Here is a 15,301-nt window from a genome sequence, read left to right on the forward strand (position 1 = left end):
GGACCCCTTACCGCGCTTCGCCCACGAAGTGGAATCCCGGCCTCGGGTGCATCAGGAAGTCGTGGTGGGAGATGTTCCACGCGTAGGCCCCCGCCAGCGAGAACGCCACCCGGTCGCCGGCCCTGAGTCCGGGCGCGGGGACTTCCCGGGCCAGGACGTCCTTCGGTGTGCACAGCTGGCCCGCCAGGGTGACCCGGTCCCCCTCGGCCGTCGGCCGTGGCCAGGGGTGGGGCCAGTCCTCCAGCGGCAGCAGGGAGCAGGGCTGGTCGTGGCCCTTGGTCGCCGGGGTGCGCAGGTGGTGGGTGCCGCCCCGGACGACGGCGAAGTCCTCGCCGTGGCTGCGCTTCACGTCCAGTACCTCGGTGGCGTACCAGCCGCAGTAGGCGGTCAGCGCCCGGCCCGGTTCGATGCGCAGGGTCAGTTCGGGGTGGGCCGCGGTGAGGCGGGCCAGGCCGCGGCCGTAGGAGGCCCAGTCGAAGCGGTGTTCCGGGTCGGCGTAGTCGACGCTCATGCCGCCGCCCACGGTCACCTCCGTCACCCCCGCCCCGAGGCCGACGGCCCAGTCCACGATCGTCCCGGCCACCGCCAGCTGCTCCGGTGCCTCAAGTCCGCTCGCCAGGTGGGCGTGGACACCGAGGAGTTCGAGCTGCGGGTGGGCGCCGTCGGCCAGGGCGCGGATCAGCGGGGCCGCCTGGGCGGGGTCCAGGCCGAAGGGGGTGGGGCGGCCGCCCATCGCCAGCGCGCTGCCCGCCAGTGAGCCGTCCTGGACGGGCAGGTTGACGCGGACCAGCACCCCTGTCCGCCGGTCCGGCGCGTGCTGTTCCGCGAGCCCTGCGAGCATGCGCAGTTCGTGGGCGCTCTCGACGTGGAAGCGGTCCGTTCCCCGTTCCAGTGCGGCCGTCAGCTCCTCGGGTGTCTTGCCGGGGCCGCCGAAGGCGAGCGGGCGGCCGGGGACCGCCTTGGCGACGTGGGCGAGTTCGCCGCCCGAGGAGACCTCGAAGCCGTCGACGTGGGGAGCGAGCGCGGCCAGCAGTTCCGGTTCGGGGTTGGCCTTGGCCGCGTAGTACAGCTCGACCCGTTCGGGGAGGGTGGCGCGGACGGCGGCGGCGTGGCCGGACAGGGCCGTCAGGTCGTAGACGTAGGCGGGGAGTCCGGAGGGCGGCAGGGTGAGGATGCGGTCGCGGACGGCCGGGGTGGGGTCGGTCATCGGGGGCTCCTCGTCGTGTCGCGCAGCACGTCCTCGGCCAGCGGGGAGGGCAGCCGGACATAGCCGGCCTCACGGTCGGCCTTGCGTTCCCAGCGGGTGAGCAGGTTCGCCTTCGCGGGCAGCGGCACCCCGGCGAGCAGGGCGGCCAGGCGGGGCGGGCAGCCGTACCGGTCGGCGTACGTCCGCAGGGTGGCGCGGACCTGCGCCCACAGGGTGGCTTCGGCTCGCGGGTGCAGGTCGGCGAGGGCCGCGAGCAGTTCGGCGACGTGGTTGACGAGCAGGCAGTACACGACCCGGTCCCAGCCGCGCCGGCCGTCGTACGTCATCGGGCCCGCGACCTCCGGGGGCAGGGCGGCGAGGGTGTCCCGGTGGTGCTCGGGGAGCAGCTTGGTGCCCTCCAGGTCGCGGAAGAGGACCTGGGCGGGCATGCCCCGGCCGTCGACGCAGACCAGCACGTTCTGCAGGTGGGGCTCCAGGACGAGTCCGTGGTCGAAGTAGGCGGCCAGGACGGGCGGGACGAGCAGGTCGAGGTAGGCCGACCACCAGGCGACGGCGGTGTGCTCGTCGGCGCCGGTCAGGAGGCGGGAGATGTGGGCGTCGCCGGTGGGGTACTCGTCGGCCACGGCCGCCGCCAGCAGGGGTGTGGTGCCCGGGGCCAGCCGCCGGGGCAGTCCCTCGCGGACGATGACGCCGAAGCCCTCCAGGAGCGCGCGGTCGGGTGTTCCGTCGGGGCCGGGCAGGGCCAGTGTGCGGTAGGCGGGCTCGCGGAGCACCGCGCTCGCGGGGAAGCGTCCGGCCAGTTCGGCGAGTGCCGGGGCCAGGGCGCGGGTGAGGGCGACGGCGCCGGACAGTTCGTAACTGCTGTTCTTGCGGACGCAGTTGGTGATGCGGACGTTCAGGCTGAACTTGAGGAACGTCTCGCCGTCGTACAGGGTGCGCACGGACGCGGTGGCCGCGAAGGGGCGTCCGGAGCGGCCCAGGTCGAGGACGTCGCCCCGGTCGAGGGCGGCGCGCAGCGCCGGGTGGTCGCGGAGGGTGTCGTACTGCCAGGGGTGGGCGGGCAGCAGCCGGTAGCCGTCCGGTACGTCGGTGCCGAGGCGGTCCAGGGCGGCGGTGGCGGACGGGTCGGCGGACTCCTCGGCGATCAGGTGCTCGCGGACGGCGAGGTGGCGCAGCGGGAAGGAGGCGCCGGTCTCGGGGGCGTAGGCCGCCCAGGAGCGGGGGTCGCCGGTGCGGGCCTTGGGGGTGGGGTGGAAGCGGTGGCCGAACAGCAGCGACCGTTCGGAGCCGAGGTAGGTGGGGCGGCCGGAGGGGAGGTGGCCCGGCGGGGTGCGGGAGGCGAGGTTGCCGGTGACGGCCTCGTGGCTGGATGCGATCTGGTCCAGGAACTCGTCGTTGCCGACGCCGGTGCGCAGCGAGAGTTCCTCCTGGGTGTACTCGGCCAGCCGGTGCCAGTCCACCTCCGTCCAGTCGCCGTCGCGCTGTTCGGTCACCGGGCCGGTGAACCGGTGGGCGCCGAGCAGGGAGGTGCGGCGCAGGGCGACCCGCAGGAGCACCCCGCGGCGCGGCAGCCGCAGCAGGAGCCGGCCGTCGGTGACGACGGTCTGGTGTTCCGGTCCGGACACCTCGCGCAGCAGGCAGTTGAGCAGGGTGTGGGTCACCGCCTCGTCGGCGGTGGGCAGGTCGGCGGGGGCGGCGGTGCTCCCGAGCGAGTCGGTCAGCGAGGGCATCATCGGCTCCAGCGGATGCGCGGGTGCGGGGTGGGCAGGAGGATCGCGAGGACGGTGACGGCGGCCGCGGCGCCGCCGGTCAGCACGGGTGCGGCCGGTCCGAAGCGGGCGCTGCCCACGGCGGCGGCGAGACCGGCGGCGACCGCGCCGGCCTTGGAGAAGAACTCCAGCGAACCAAACAGTCCGCCGGGGGCCCGGCCCCGGGCGCAGTCGGCGGCCAGCACCGACAGGCTGACCAGACCGAAGGTGAGACCGGCGCCGAGCAGCAGGCGTACGGCGATCAGCACGGGCAGGTCGGCGGCGACGGCGTGTCCGGCCAGGCCGAGCGCTATGCAGGCGAAGCCGAGCGCGACCCCGGCCCGGGGCCGGTCGCGGACGGCGGAGTGCACCGGCAGGGCGGTCACGAGATAGCACAGGTGGGGCAGGGCGAAGAGGACGCCGGAGAGGGTCGGGGAGGTGCCCGGGAGCCGGTCGTCGACGAGTGCGATGAGGTAGGGGAAGGAGATGACGGTGGAGAACACGAACGCGCACTCCAGGGCGTACAGGGTCGTCAGGGGGACGAGGGGCGGAGCCGCCGGGGCCGGGTCGGTGGCCGTCGGGGTGTGCTCCTCCCATGTGCGCTGGTCCGGGTCCGGTTCCGGGTCCGGTTCGGGCAGCGCGGCGAGCAGCAGGGCGGCGGTGAGCGGGAGGACGGCGAGCAGCGCGTACTGGCGGTGCGGGGACAGCCAGCCGGACAGGGCGCCGACGACGATCGGTGCGACGACCAGGGCGGCGCGGGCGCTGCCCTGCATCAGGGTGAGGGCACGCGAGAGGGCCGGTCCTTCCAGCGCGGCCCCGAGGTAGCCGTTGGAGGCGGCGAACGTGCCTCCCAGGATGCCCTGGATCACCAGGGCCAGGGTGAAGGTGGCCAGGGAGTCCGCCCAGCCCGCCAGCAGGAAGGCGACGGCGAGTCCCAGCTGGGCGCGCAGCAGGAGCCGTTTGCGGCCGAAGCGGTCGGCGAGCCGCCCCCACAGCGGGGCGCCCAGCGCGCCGAACACGGTCGGCACGACGTACAGGACACCGGCCCAGCGAGCGCCCCGGTCCCCGAATTCGGGGAGGATCTGGGTCAGGTACGGCGGCAGTCCGAGGGCCGCGAAGGACGCCACGAAGTAGCAGCCGGCCACCGCGTACACCTGCGGCCGGCCGAACGTGTTCCGGGGTATCCGCAGCGTCTGCGCGCTCATGAGGGCCTCCCGGCGGGGCGCAGGTAGTTGGGGCCGGTGGTGTAGTGCTTGTTGATGTCGGCGGCGCCCGAGCGTTCCTTGGTGAGCAGCGTGCCGGCGGTGACCATCGCCTTGACCGGCAGCCGGGGAGCGTCCAGCACCCGTTCGCGCAGGACGGCTCCGGCCGTGCCGCCCAGCCGCTCCACGGCCTGGGCGAGCCGGTCGCGGACCAGGTCCAGCAGCGCGGGGAGCGGGGCGTGGCCGTGCCGGGCGAGCCCGAAGGCGTAGGCGCCGGCGCACAGGTGGACGGTGATGGTGGTGAACAGGTCGGCCACCGGGCCGTCGTCCGTGCCGAGGACCCGGGCGTCGTCGAAACCCCACGGGCCGGGGAGTACGGCGTCCAGCCGGGTGGTGTTGATCCGGGGCCCGTCGTTGTCCTTGAGCAGCAGCCGTGGGCCGCCGGGTCCCAGGACCAGGGAGATGTTCTGCTGGTGCGACTCCAGGGCGATGCCGTACCCGAACAGGGTGGTCTGCCAGTCGAACAGCAGGGTCAGCACCGCGTCCAGCAGGGCGAGCGGGTCGCCGTGGTGGAAGCGGTCGGCGAGGTGGTCGAGGACCGGCCGTCCGTCGGACGCCTCGGCCAGCAGGGCCGCCATCGGGACGACGGCGCTCTCGTCGAGGCCGGCCGGGTAGCGGCGGCACAGGACGGCGAGCAGTTCGTGCCCGGCGTGCGCGTACGTGGTCTCGTCGGCGTGCAGGACCGTGTCCCGGAAGCGGGGTTCGCGGGCGGTCACCGCCCGCAGCAGCCGCTGGCCGGCCGCGCCGTCGGCGAGGGTGCCCGGCTTGATGGTCCGCTTGTTGCGCAGGCCCAGGGTGGCGGTGGCCAGCGGGAGTTTGAGGTGCAGGGTGGGGTCGTCGGTACTCGCCACGGTGCGCATGGACAGGGTGGGGACGACGTCCAGGTGGGCGCGGTCGGCGAGGACGGCGCGGCCCGTGAGGCCGCTCGCCCGCAGTGCCTCGTCCAGCGGGGCGCCGACGGTCAGCGGGTGGACCGGCAGGGCGAGGTGGGTGTCCGCCAGCCCGGGCAGGCCGAGGGTCGCCGGGGTGGGCCAGCGGGCCGGGAGCGGGCCGGTCAGGGTGAGCGCGTCCCGGGGCACGGCGAGCCAGCGCAGCTGGAACCGCGCCCCGAACTCCGGTGCGTAGAGGCGCAGTTGTTCCTCGGTGAGCCCCGAGCGGCCGCGTGCGGTCGGATAGACCGGGTGGTCCAGGCGGGCGGCGAGCGTGTCGTACGCGAGGCCGCCGCCGAGACCCGTCCAGCCGGCCGGGTCGCCCCCGAGGCCGGCCAGGACCTCGTCCTTGGTGGCCGCGTGCAGCCGCAGGGTGGCCAGGGTCTGACGGCACTCCTCGGCGAAGGCGTCGAAACCGTCCCGGTCGACGGGCTCGGCCTGCTCGCGCAGTGCGGCGAGCACGCTGCCGTACGAGGTCAGCGCGGTGCCGTCGGACTCGCGGACGAGGAGCGGCAGCCGGGCGGCGTAGGCGCACTGGAAGCCGTCCTCCTCGACGGGCATCAGCAGGGCGCCGTCGGCGGTGGGCAGCCGCAGCCAGGGGCCGTCCGGGCGGGTGAGGAGGGTGCCGCGGGTGCGCAGGCCTACGACGTCCTCCCTCAGCAGGGAGCTGAGGACGCGGATGAGCAGTCCGGCTTCCTGGGGGTCGGCGGGGGTGGTCGCGGGGGCGGGCGTCTCGGACACGGCGGTCATGGCTGGATCTCCCAGTGCCGGCTGGTCAGGAAGTCGGCCGAGACACGGTCGACCGTCCCCTGGTCGGTGCCGGTGGCGCGCAGTACGCCCAGGTAGTCGCGGTTGGTGCGGTACAGGTCGTGTCGCTCGCCGACCGCGCGCAGCGGGCGGTACGTCAGGTGCACGCCGTCGACGGTGAGTTCGGTGGCGGCGGGGGCCTCGGTGAGGGTGCCCGCGCGGTCGGCGCACGGGTAGTCCAGGCGGGCCGCGCCGTCGCGGCGGGCGCCGAGGCCGGCCGGCAGCGGTTCGCCCAGGTGGGTGCGGAGGATGTGCTCGAAGAGCGGGATGTCCAGCAGCCGGGCCAGCAGCAGGTCGCACTGGTCGCCGATGGCACGGTAGTTGACCTCGATGATCCGGGCCCGGCCCGCGTGCACCACGAACTCCGTGTGACAGGCGCCGAACCCGACGCCCAGCGCGTCCAGCTGGGCCAGTACCTGGTCCACGACCGGCTCGGGGTGGGCCGGGACGAAGGTGAGGCGCTCCTCGACGAAGTACGGCGGCGGTGACAGCTCGGTGTGGAAGCCGCCCAGGACGTGCCGGACGTGCCCGTCGCCGAGCGTCTCCAGGGTGTACAGCTCGCCGGGAAGGTACTCCTCGACGACCAGGACGGTGCCGGGGCGCCGGGCGAGGATCTCCTTGGACTGCCGTACCAGCTCCTCCGGGCCGTCGACGAGGACGACGTCCTCGCTGGCCACGCCCTCGCGCGGTTTGACTACACAGGGGTACGGCGCGTCGAGCGGGGCCGGCTCGGTGAGTTCGGCCGACCATACGGTGTCCAGGCCCTCGGCGGCGAGACGGCGTCGCATCTCGGCCTTGTCCTTGCAGCGCAGGGTGGCCCGCCAGTCCTTGCCGGGCAGGCCGAAGTAGGCGGCGGCCAGGGCGGCCTGGGTCTGGAGGTGGTCGCTGTTGGTGAAGACCGCGAAGGTCTCGCCCGGGGTGCGCGGGTGCGTGGAGACGCGGGTGACGACCGCCCGGAAGTCGCGGACGTCGCACTCCAGGACCTCGACGTCCGGGGACGTGCGGTCCGCGGAGGCCCTGCGGTGGGCGTCGGGCTGGTCGGTGAGGACGGTGACGTCCAGGCCCAGACGGGCGGCGGCGGGCAGGAAGCCCTCCGTGACGGAGTCGGTCGGGTTGAGGGCGAGGAGGTACAGGCGCATGGCTGGGGGAGGCTTCCGCTAGCGGGGTGGGGGCTCGGGGCGGGCCCTCGCGGTGCGACGGGCCCGCCCCGGGACGGCGGCGGTTACTTCTTCGGGAGTGCCGGGAGCGGCACGCCGGTGGCCTTCGCCACGTCCTTGAGCACCTGCTCGGCGGCCTGGACGCCGATGCCGGACATCCAGGTCTCGTCCGGGACCTCGAAGACCTTGCCGTTCCTGACGGCGGGCAGGTCCTTCCAGACCGGGTTGGACGTGACGTCCTTCTTCTGGGTCTTGTCCGGGGTGTCGGCGGTGGTGACGAAGACGAGGTCGGCGTCGGCCCGGTCGATCTCCTCGGGGCTGACGTCCTTCATCGTGACGGCGGGGTCGTTCGAGATCTGCGACTTCGGCCGGGCGAGGCCGATGTCGTTCAGGACGACACCGCTGTAGGAGTTGGACTGGTAGAGACGGGTGGGGCCGGCGATGAAGCGGACCACGGACGCGGTCGGCATCTTCCCGCCGTCCTTCTTCCTGATCTCCGCCCCGAGCGCCTTGGCCTGCGTCTCGTACTGCCCGAGCTTGGCCGTGGCCTCCTTCTCCAGGCCCAGCGCCTCGGCGTGCACCTTGAGGTTCTGCTTCCAGACACCGCCGGTGGTCTCGGTGAAGACGGTCGGGGCGATGGCGCTGAGCTTGTCGTAGACCTTCTCGTGCCGGACCTTGGAGGACAGGATCAGGTCGGGCTTGAGCGAGGCGATCTTCTCCAGGTCGGGTTCGAGGAGGGGGCCGACGTCCTCGGTGCCGCCCAGTTCGCCGTGCAGGTAGCCCGGGAAGCCGCCCTCGCTCTTGAAGTGCGGGGCGACCGCGCCGACCGGGTCAATGCCGAGCAGTGTCACGTCGTCCAGTTCACCGGTGTCGAGGACGACGACCCGCTTGGGCTTGGACGGGATCCGCACGTCGCCCATCGCGGTCCTCACGGTGCGCGGGAAGCCGGCCGGGTCGGCGGCGCTGTTCGCGGCGTCCTTGCCGGAGGTGCCGGCGGAGCCGGCCGGGTTCTCGCTGCCGCAGGCGGTCAGGGCGGCCGTGCCCAGCAGCAGGGCGAGCAGCGCGGACAGCGGGCGGCCGAGTCCGGGGCGGAGGGTTCTGTTGAACATGAGGGGCTTTCTGTCGATGACCGTCGGGCTGTCGATGGCTGTCGGGGGCCGGTCAGGCGGAGGCGGCGGGGTGCCGTACCGCGCTGCTTCTGGGGACGACCAGCGGGGTGCCGGTCTCCGGGTCGGGGATGACCCGGCATTCCACGTCGAACACGGACTTGACCAGCTCCGCGTCGAGTACGTCGGCGGGGGCGCCGGCGGCGGCGAGGCGGCCCTCCTTGAGGACCACCATGTGGTCCGCGTAGCGGGCGGCCTGGCCGAGGTCGTGCAGCACCATCACCACGGTGCGGCCCGCCTCGGCGTGCAGGGCGGCGACCAGGTCGAGGACGTCGATCTGGTGGCGCAGGTCGAGGAAGGTGGTGGGCTCGTCGAGCAGGAGCAGTTCGGTGTCCTGCGCCAGCGCGAGGGCGATCCAGGCGCGCTGGCGCTGGCCGCCGGAGAGCCGGTCGACGGGCTGGTCGCGCAGCGCGGCCGTGCCGGTGCGCTCCAGGGCCTCGTCGACGGCCCGTTGGTCGGCGGGCGACCAGGGGCTGAGCAGCCGCTGGTGCGGGTAGCGGCCGAGCCGTACGAGCGCCTCGACGGTGATCGCCTCGGGCGTGACCGGCTGCTGGGGCAGCAGTCCCAGGCGGCGGGCCAGCGAGCGGGCGGACATCCGGTGGATGTCCGCGCCGTCCAGCGTGACGCTGCCGGCGGCCGGGGCGAGCAGCCGGCTCAGCCCGCGCAGCAGCGTCGACTTGCCGCAGGCGTTCGGGCCGACGATCGCGGTGACCGCACCGCCCGGCAGCGTCAGATCGAGCCCGCCGACCACGAGCCGGTCGCCGTAGCGCAGGTCGAGGCCCTGCGTGGAGAGCTGGTTGGGGCTGGTCATGGTGGTGGGCTCCTGGCGGTCTTCCCGTACCCCGGGGGTCGGTGGGTGCTGTGCTCGGGTCGGTTCCCGCAGACCGGTCGTCCCGGGTTCGTGCGGGGCGGTCGTGGGCCGCTCGGGTGCGCCGCTCATCCGTGGCTCCCCCGGACCGGCGCGCTCTGGCGGAACATCAGGACCAGCAGCCAGGGCGCGCCGAGTGTCGCGGTGACCGCGCCGACGGGCAGGCCCTCCGTCGGCAGCAGGTGCTGCACCACCAGGTCGGAGGCCAGCAGCAGGACGGCGCCGGTGAGGCCGGCCAGCGCGAGGGACACGGCGGTCGGCGGTCCCGTCACGAACCGCACGAGGTGGGGCACCGCGAGCGCCACGAACGTGACCGGGCCGGCGAGCGCGGCGGCCAGGGACGCCAACGCCACGGCGACCACCAGGAGTTGGAGCCGGGCCCCGGACGTGTTCAGGCCCAGGGCGCCCGCCGAGTCGTCCCCGAGGTCGAGCACGGCCAGCCGGCGGTGCAGGGCGAGGGCGGCGGCGAGGACCAGCGCCATGGCACCGCTCGCCCCCCACACCTCCGTCCAGGTCCGCCCGTACACCGAGCCGGTGGTCCACTGCAGCGCCGAGCCGGCGAGTTCGGCGGGGAAGCGCACGATCATCAGGTTCACGGCGGCGGCGAGACCCGCCTGGACGGCGAGCCCGGTGAGCACCAGCCGGGTGACGCTGACCCCGGACCGCCAGGCGAACACGCCGAGCAGCAGCGCGGCGAGGAGGCCTCCGCCGAGCGCGCCGAGCGGGACGAGGGTCTGCGAGGCACCCGCGGCGATCAGCACGACCGCGCCCAGCGACGCCCCTCCCGTCACGCCCATGACGTCCGGGGACGCCAGGGGGTTGCGGAACAGCCGCTGCAGCACACAGCCCGCCGCGCCGAGGCCCGCACCGGCGACGATCGCCGCGACGGCCCGCGGTGCCCGGAACTGCTGCACCACCAGCACGTCACCGCGGTCCCCGAGACCGGCCAGGGCGCGCAGCGCGGTGCCCGCGGGCACCGGCATCTCCCCCGTCGTCAGGGACATGGTGAGGAGCACGAACAGGATGAGGAGACCCGACGCGGCGAACACCAGGACGCGGCGCCGCGGGCGGTTTCGGGCCGGGGAGGCGGTCGTGGGGACGGAGACGGCGGTGGGGGTGGGGGTGCCGGTCGTCATCGGGCCACCTTCCGGGCCAGCAGCGCCAGCAGGGGCGCGCCCAGGAACGCGGTCACGATGCCGACCTCCAGCTCCGAGGGGCGGATCACCAGCCGGCCGAGGACGTCGGCCGCGAGCAGCAGCAGCGGACCGGCGATCAGACAGCCGGGCAGCAGCAGCCGGTGGTCGCCGCCGAGCAGGGGCCGTACGAGGTGGGGTGCGGCGAGACCGACGAAGGCGACCGGCCCGGCCAGCGCGACCGCCGAACCGGCGAGCAGGACGACGGCGACACCGCCGGCCAGCCGGATCCGGGCCACCGGCACACCGAGCGCCTGCGCCGAGTCGTCGCCCAGGGCGAGGGTGTTGAGGGCGGGGGAGATCGCCAGCGCGAGCAGCAGGCCGAGCAGCAGCGTGGGCAGCACCGGCCACAGCACCCCGAGCGGGCGTCCCGCCAGGGACCCGGCCAGCCAGAACCGTGCCTCGTCCAGCGTCCGCTGGTTGAGCAGCATGACCGCGGAGGTCCAGGAGAGCAGCACGAGTTGCAGGACGGTGCCGCCGAGCGCGAGCCGGACGGGGTCGATGTCCCCGGCCCGGCGGGCCAGCGCCTGGGCGAACAGGGCGGCGCCCGCCGCCCCGGCGAAGGCGAACCACACGTACTCGACGGGGTCGTTCAGCCCCAGCGCGTAGATCGCGACGACCACGGCGAAACCGGCGCCGGCGTTGATGCCGAGGGTGGTCGGCGAGGCCAGCGGGTTGCGTGTGATGCCCTGCGCCACGGCTCCGGCCACCCCGAGCGCGGCGCCCACCGCGAGCCCGATCACCGTACGCGGCAGGCGCAGTCCGGTCACCACGAGCGCGTCACGCCCTCCGGCGTGCCCGAACAGCGCGTCGCCGACCGTGGTCAGCGGCACCGAGCGGGCGCCGAGAGCGAGGCTCAGCGCGGCACACAGCGCGAGGGCGCCGGCGCCGGCGAGCAGGAGGGAGAGATGCCGGAAGGGACGTGGGGACACGCCTGTGGTGGGTGCGGCCTGTGGGGTCACTGTCACAAGCCGTGAGCTTAGGTTAGCCTTGCCTTACTTCACAACCCGGCCCGCGAGACCCGCGATCCCCATGTGATCTTCAAGCTAAGGTAAGGCTTGCCTTTTCGGTTGCCTTCGAAACCCCCACAGGAGCGCCGATGCCCCTCGCCCTGGAGACAGCCCCGGGTCCCACCCTCGCGCCCGCCTACCGACGGCTTGCCGGGTTGTGCGACGCCCTGGCCGTGCGGGTCGCGGCGCCCGGCGGCGGGCCCGGCCGGCCGGGCCCGACCACGGCGGACCTGGTCCTCGACCCGTGCGCCCTCGACGCCTTCGTGGACGCGGAGGCGGACCGGATCCGCGCTCGCCACGGCGTGACCGTACGCCGCGACGTGGCCGCCTCGCGCGCCCTGCACGACTACGTGTGGTCCGTCGCGCTGCTGATGAGCGGGGTCTGGTACCTGGAGCGGCGGGTACCCCGGATCCGCCCCGAGGACGTACGGCCCGACCTCGGCTCGTGCGGGTACACGGTCACGCCCGGGACGGCCTTCGCGTGTCTGCCCGGCGACCCCGCCGCAGGCCTCCCCGGTGTCCTGACGCTCCCTCACGAGGAGGCGCTGCGGCACGAGTTGCGTTCGGCGGTGGCCGACCACATGCGCCCGCTCCTCGACACGCTCGGACCCGTCGTACGGCGCGGTCCGCGCGCCCTGTGGGGCATGGTGGCCGACGATCTCGTGTCCGGCGTCTGGTACCTGGGCCGCACGCTCGGCCGCGAGGAGGAGGCCGTACGGGCCGCCGGTGAGCTGCTGCCGGCCGCCGTGGCCCCGTACCCGGGCGGTGCCGCCTTCCGGTCCCTGACCGGTGAGGACGGCCGACGGCACCTGACACGCACCCGGACCGGCTGCTGCCTCTTCTACGCCGTCCGCCCGGCCGAGTCCTGCCTCACCTGCCCGCGCACGAGCGACGAGGAGCGGCTGCGCAGGCTGGGCACCCGGTAGGAGGTCAGGCCGAGCGCTTCCGCGCCGCCGTCTTCTTCCCCGTCGCCGCCTTCCCCGCCGCCGCCTTCTTCGGCGCCGCCTTCGTCGTCGCCGTCTTCTTCGCCGCCGTCCTGCCCGAGGAGCGGGAGGACGAGGAGGCGGCCGAGGAGGTGCCGGAGGCGGCCGAGGAGGACTTCCGGGAGGCCGTCTTCGCCGCCGCCGTCTTCTTCGCGCCCTCGGCGGTCTTCGCCGTCCGCTTCCCCGCGGCCGTCGACTTCCGGCCGCCCGTCTCCTTGGGGGTGGCGCGGCCCGAACGGCTCGGCGGCAGGGAGGTGACATCGGCCTTCCCGGCCGGTCCCTCACCCCGGGACTCCTTCGCCGCCCGGACGCTCTTCTCCAGGGCCGCCATCAGGTCGAGCACTTTGCCGCCGGCGGCGGGGGCGGGGGCCTCGGGCGGGGCCTCCCCGGCCGCCTTGGCCGCGATGACCTCCTCCAGCGCCTCCCGGTACTCGTCGTGCAGATCCTCCAGGTCGACCTCGCCCAGGGTGTCCATCAGGGCGTCCGCGAGGTCCAGTTCCTTGTCGCGGACGGTGACGTCCACGTCCGGCGCCACGCCCTCGGGGGCCCGTACCTCGTCCGGCCACAGCAGCCCGTGCATCGCGATCGCGTCCCCGACCACGCGCAGCATGCCCAGCCGTTCCCGGCCGCGCAGCGCGTACTTGGCGATGGCGACCTTGTTGCTGCGCTTGAGGGCCTCCCGGAGCAGGGTGTACGGCTTCGCGGCGGGAGCACCCCCGGCCGCCAGGTAGTAGGCGGCGTCCATCTGGAGCGGGTCGATCCGGTCCGCCGGCACGAAGGCGACGATCTCGATCGTGCGGGCGGTCGGGATCGGCAGGTGGGAGAGGTCCTCGTCGGTGATCGGGATGACCGAGCCGTCCGCGTCCTCGTACGCCTTGCCGATCTCCGCCTGGGTCACCTCGCGCTCCTCCAGTTCGCACACCTTGCGGTACCGGATGCGGCCGTTGTCCTCGGTGTGGATCTGACGGAAGGAGATCGAGTGGCTCTCGGTGGCGTTCACCATCTTGATCGGGATGCTGACCAGACCGAAGGAGATGGCGCCGTTCCAGATGGATCGCACGTGCAGCACCCTTCCTTCCGTTATGTCTGAGATTGTCATCTTATGACGCCGATGACAGAGGTGGAGGGGCGAAGGGTCGTGCTCAGCAACCTGGAGAAGGTGCTATATCCGGCGACCGGCTTCACCAAGGGGGAGTTGCTGCACTACTACGCGACCACGGCCGGGGCGCTGCTGCCTCATCTGCGCGACCGGGCGGTGTCCTTCCTGCGCTATCCGGACGGGCCGGACGGGCAGGTGTTCTTCGCCAAGAACGTGCCGCCGGGGACGCCCGAGTGGGTGACGACCGCCGAGGTGCCGCGGTCGGAGGGGCCGTCCCGGATGGTGCTGGTGCAGGATCTGGCGAGCCTGGTGTGGGCGGCGAACCTGGTCACGGAGTTCCACACGCACCAGTGGCGGGTGCAGGCGCCGGAGGAGGCCGACCGGCTGGTCCTCGACCTCGACCCGGGGCCGCCAGCGACGGTGGTGCACTGCTGCGAGGTCGCCCTGTGGCTGCGGGAGCGGCTCGCGGCGGACGGGATCGAGGCGTACGCGAAGACCGCCGGGTCGAAGGGGCTGCACCTGCTGGCGGCGGTGCGCGGAGGGTCGTCCGAGCGGGCCAGCGAGTACGCCAGGTCGCTCGCGGTGGAGGCCGAGCGGGCGATGCCCCGGCTGGTCGTGCACCGGATGACCCGGAGCCTGCGGCCGGGCAAGGTGTTCGTGGACTGGAGCCAGAACGCCGCCCGCAAGACCACGGCCACGCCCTACACCCTGCGGGCCCGCGAGGAGCCGCTGGTGTCGGCCCCGGTGACCTGGGAGGAGGTCGAGTCCTGCCACACCCCGGCACAGCTGGCGTTCCTCCCCGCCGACATGGCCCCCCGCCTCCAGGACCACGGCGACCTCCTGTCCCCCCTCTTCGCCCCGGCGGCCCCCCTGCCCTGACCCGCCGACCCCGCCGACCCGCTGACCCCGACGGCCCGTCGGCCCGCCGGGCTGCCGGGCTGCCGGGCTGCCGGGCTGCCGGGCTGCCGGCCACCGGGGGCACGACGACCGGCCACGCGCCGGCCCCCCGGAGACCGGGGCCGCGCGGTCACCCCGGTCTCACACCCGCGCCCATGTCCTGCGGTCACGGGCCATGGCGTGCAGGGCCTCCACGTCCGCCGGTTTCAGGACGCCGCCGAGGCGGGCGAAGCCCGGGAGGTCCGGGTCCTGGAGGACACGGACCCGCCGGAGGGAGCCGGTGACGGTGAGGTCCGCCGCCGGGGTCAGGGCCAGCACCGGGTGGACCTCGGCGGTCAGGGCGTGGGACGCCCGGTCGGCGTCGGCGCGCAGCCGGCGCAGCAGGGGCCGGGGTTCGCGGCGGCCGACGGTGACCATCGGGTCGGCCACCTGGACCCGCTGCCGGCGGACGTACAGGGTGTGGATCACGAAGAGGCCGCCCGGGCCGATCAGGAGGTGGTGCAGCCGGTCGCCGCCGGGGAGCGGGATCGAGTGCAGCGCGTGCCAGCCCGCACCGTCCAGTCGGTCCAGCGCGTCGCCGACCGCCTGCTCGGCGGCCAGGGCGTGCCGGCGCGGGTCGGGCCGCAGGCGGCGGGCGGGGCCGGGGTCGCGGTCCAGGGCGATCAGCAGCGCCTCGCCGGGGCGGTTGGGCGCGAGGTCGTCGTCCGGGTGCAGGGTCAGCCGGGCCAGCTCCGCGGGCGTCGGCACCGGTGGCGGGCCCACGGTCACCGGGCCGCTGAGAAAGGGCCCGAGGGCCTCCAGTACGTCCCGCTCGTGCTCCTGGCTCAGCAGGTGCACCCTGGCCGCCTCACGGTCGTACCAGGCGACGTTCCCGCCGTCCTCGAGGCAGACGTACAGCCGTTCCTGACCGTGCCGCCACGTCGGCACGACGCGCAGTCCGCTCATGCGCCATCACCCCTCGACCATGGGAACAGG

Annotated in this window: 13 protein-coding genes; 2 read left to right on the plus strand and 11 right to left on the minus strand. The window is 74.3% G+C overall.

The window, feature by feature from the left end:
* Positions 1–7: 7 nt before the first annotated feature.
* From ACFYMM_RS00125 to ACFYMM_RS00165, 9 genes are all read right to left on the minus strand, one after another.
* On the minus strand, positions 8–1,207 hold the full coding sequence (locus tag ACFYMM_RS00125; RefSeq protein WP_388382172.1) for a type III PLP-dependent enzyme: 1,200 nt from the start codon (positions 1,205–1,207) through the stop codon (positions 8–10).
* Positions 1,204–2,937, minus strand: coding sequence for an IucA/IucC family protein (locus ACFYMM_RS00130; protein WP_388383267.1), 1,734 nt, complete (start codon positions 2,935–2,937; stop codon positions 1,204–1,206). The genes ACFYMM_RS00125 and ACFYMM_RS00130 overlap by 4 nt, the downstream gene beginning before the upstream one ends.
* Positions 2,937–4,160: an MFS transporter gene (locus ACFYMM_RS00135; protein ID WP_388382174.1), complete on the minus strand. Its 1,224-nt coding sequence runs from the start codon at positions 4,158–4,160 to the stop codon at positions 2,937–2,939. Before ACFYMM_RS00135 ends, ACFYMM_RS00130 begins: the two co-directional genes overlap by 1 nt.
* On the minus strand, positions 4,157–5,896 hold the full coding sequence (locus ACFYMM_RS00140; RefSeq protein ID WP_388382176.1) for an IucA/IucC family protein: 1,740 nt from the start codon (positions 5,894–5,896) through the stop codon (positions 4,157–4,159). The genes ACFYMM_RS00135 and ACFYMM_RS00140 overlap by 4 nt, the downstream gene beginning before the upstream one ends.
* Positions 5,893–7,092 (minus strand): acetyl-CoA carboxylase biotin carboxylase subunit family protein, encoded by a 1,200-nt coding sequence (locus ACFYMM_RS00145; protein WP_388382178.1) that lies wholly within the window; start codon positions 7,090–7,092, stop codon positions 5,893–5,895. The genes ACFYMM_RS00140 and ACFYMM_RS00145 overlap by 4 nt, the downstream gene beginning before the upstream one ends.
* A gap of 83 nt (positions 7,093–7,175) precedes the next feature.
* On the minus strand, positions 7,176–8,219 hold the full coding sequence (locus ACFYMM_RS00150) for an ABC transporter substrate-binding protein (RefSeq protein ID WP_388382180.1): 1,044 nt from the start codon (positions 8,217–8,219) through the stop codon (positions 7,176–7,178).
* Positions 8,220–8,271: 52 nt separating this feature from the next.
* Complete coding sequence (locus ACFYMM_RS00155; protein ID WP_388383268.1) at positions 8,272–9,087, minus strand: ABC transporter ATP-binding protein; 816 nt, start codon at positions 9,085–9,087, stop codon at positions 8,272–8,274.
* A 125-nt stretch (positions 9,088–9,212) separates the two neighbouring features.
* Positions 9,213–10,280, minus strand: a complete 1,068-nt coding sequence (locus ACFYMM_RS00160) for a FecCD family ABC transporter permease (RefSeq protein WP_388382182.1) — start codon at positions 10,278–10,280, stop codon at positions 9,213–9,215.
* Entirely contained in the window at positions 10,277–11,269 is a 993-nt protein-coding gene (locus tag ACFYMM_RS00165) for a FecCD family ABC transporter permease (RefSeq protein WP_388382184.1), read from the minus strand. Before ACFYMM_RS00165 ends, ACFYMM_RS00160 begins: the two co-directional genes overlap by 4 nt.
* Before the next feature lie 167 nt (positions 11,270–11,436).
* Between ACFYMM_RS00165 and ACFYMM_RS00170 the strand changes: the two genes are divergently transcribed.
* Positions 11,437–12,273, plus strand: coding sequence for a (2Fe-2S)-binding protein (locus ACFYMM_RS00170; protein ID WP_388382186.1), 837 nt, complete (start codon positions 11,437–11,439; stop codon positions 12,271–12,273).
* Positions 12,274–12,277: 4 nt separating this feature from the next.
* On the opposite strand, the gene ACFYMM_RS00175 is transcribed toward ACFYMM_RS00170, so the two are convergent.
* Positions 12,278–13,390, minus strand: coding sequence for a Ku protein (locus ACFYMM_RS00175; RefSeq protein ID WP_388382188.1), 1,113 nt, complete (start codon positions 13,388–13,390; stop codon positions 12,278–12,280).
* Positions 13,391–13,432: 42 nt separating this feature from the next.
* Between ACFYMM_RS00175 and ligD the strand changes: the two genes are divergently transcribed.
* Complete coding sequence (gene ligD, locus ACFYMM_RS00180; protein ID WP_388382190.1) at positions 13,433–14,308, plus strand: non-homologous end-joining DNA ligase; 876 nt, start codon at positions 13,433–13,435, stop codon at positions 14,306–14,308.
* A 159-nt stretch (positions 14,309–14,467) separates the two neighbouring features.
* Here the strand turns inward: ligD and ACFYMM_RS00185 are convergent, their stop codons facing one another.
* Positions 14,468–15,271, minus strand: a complete 804-nt coding sequence (locus ACFYMM_RS00185; RefSeq protein WP_388382192.1) for a nuclease-related domain-containing protein — start codon at positions 15,269–15,271, stop codon at positions 14,468–14,470.
* Positions 15,272–15,301 lie beyond the last annotated feature (30 nt).

Source organism: Streptomyces sp. NPDC006739, assembly GCF_042869815.1.
GTDB lineage: Bacteria > Actinomycetota > Actinomycetes > Streptomycetales > Streptomycetaceae > Streptomyces.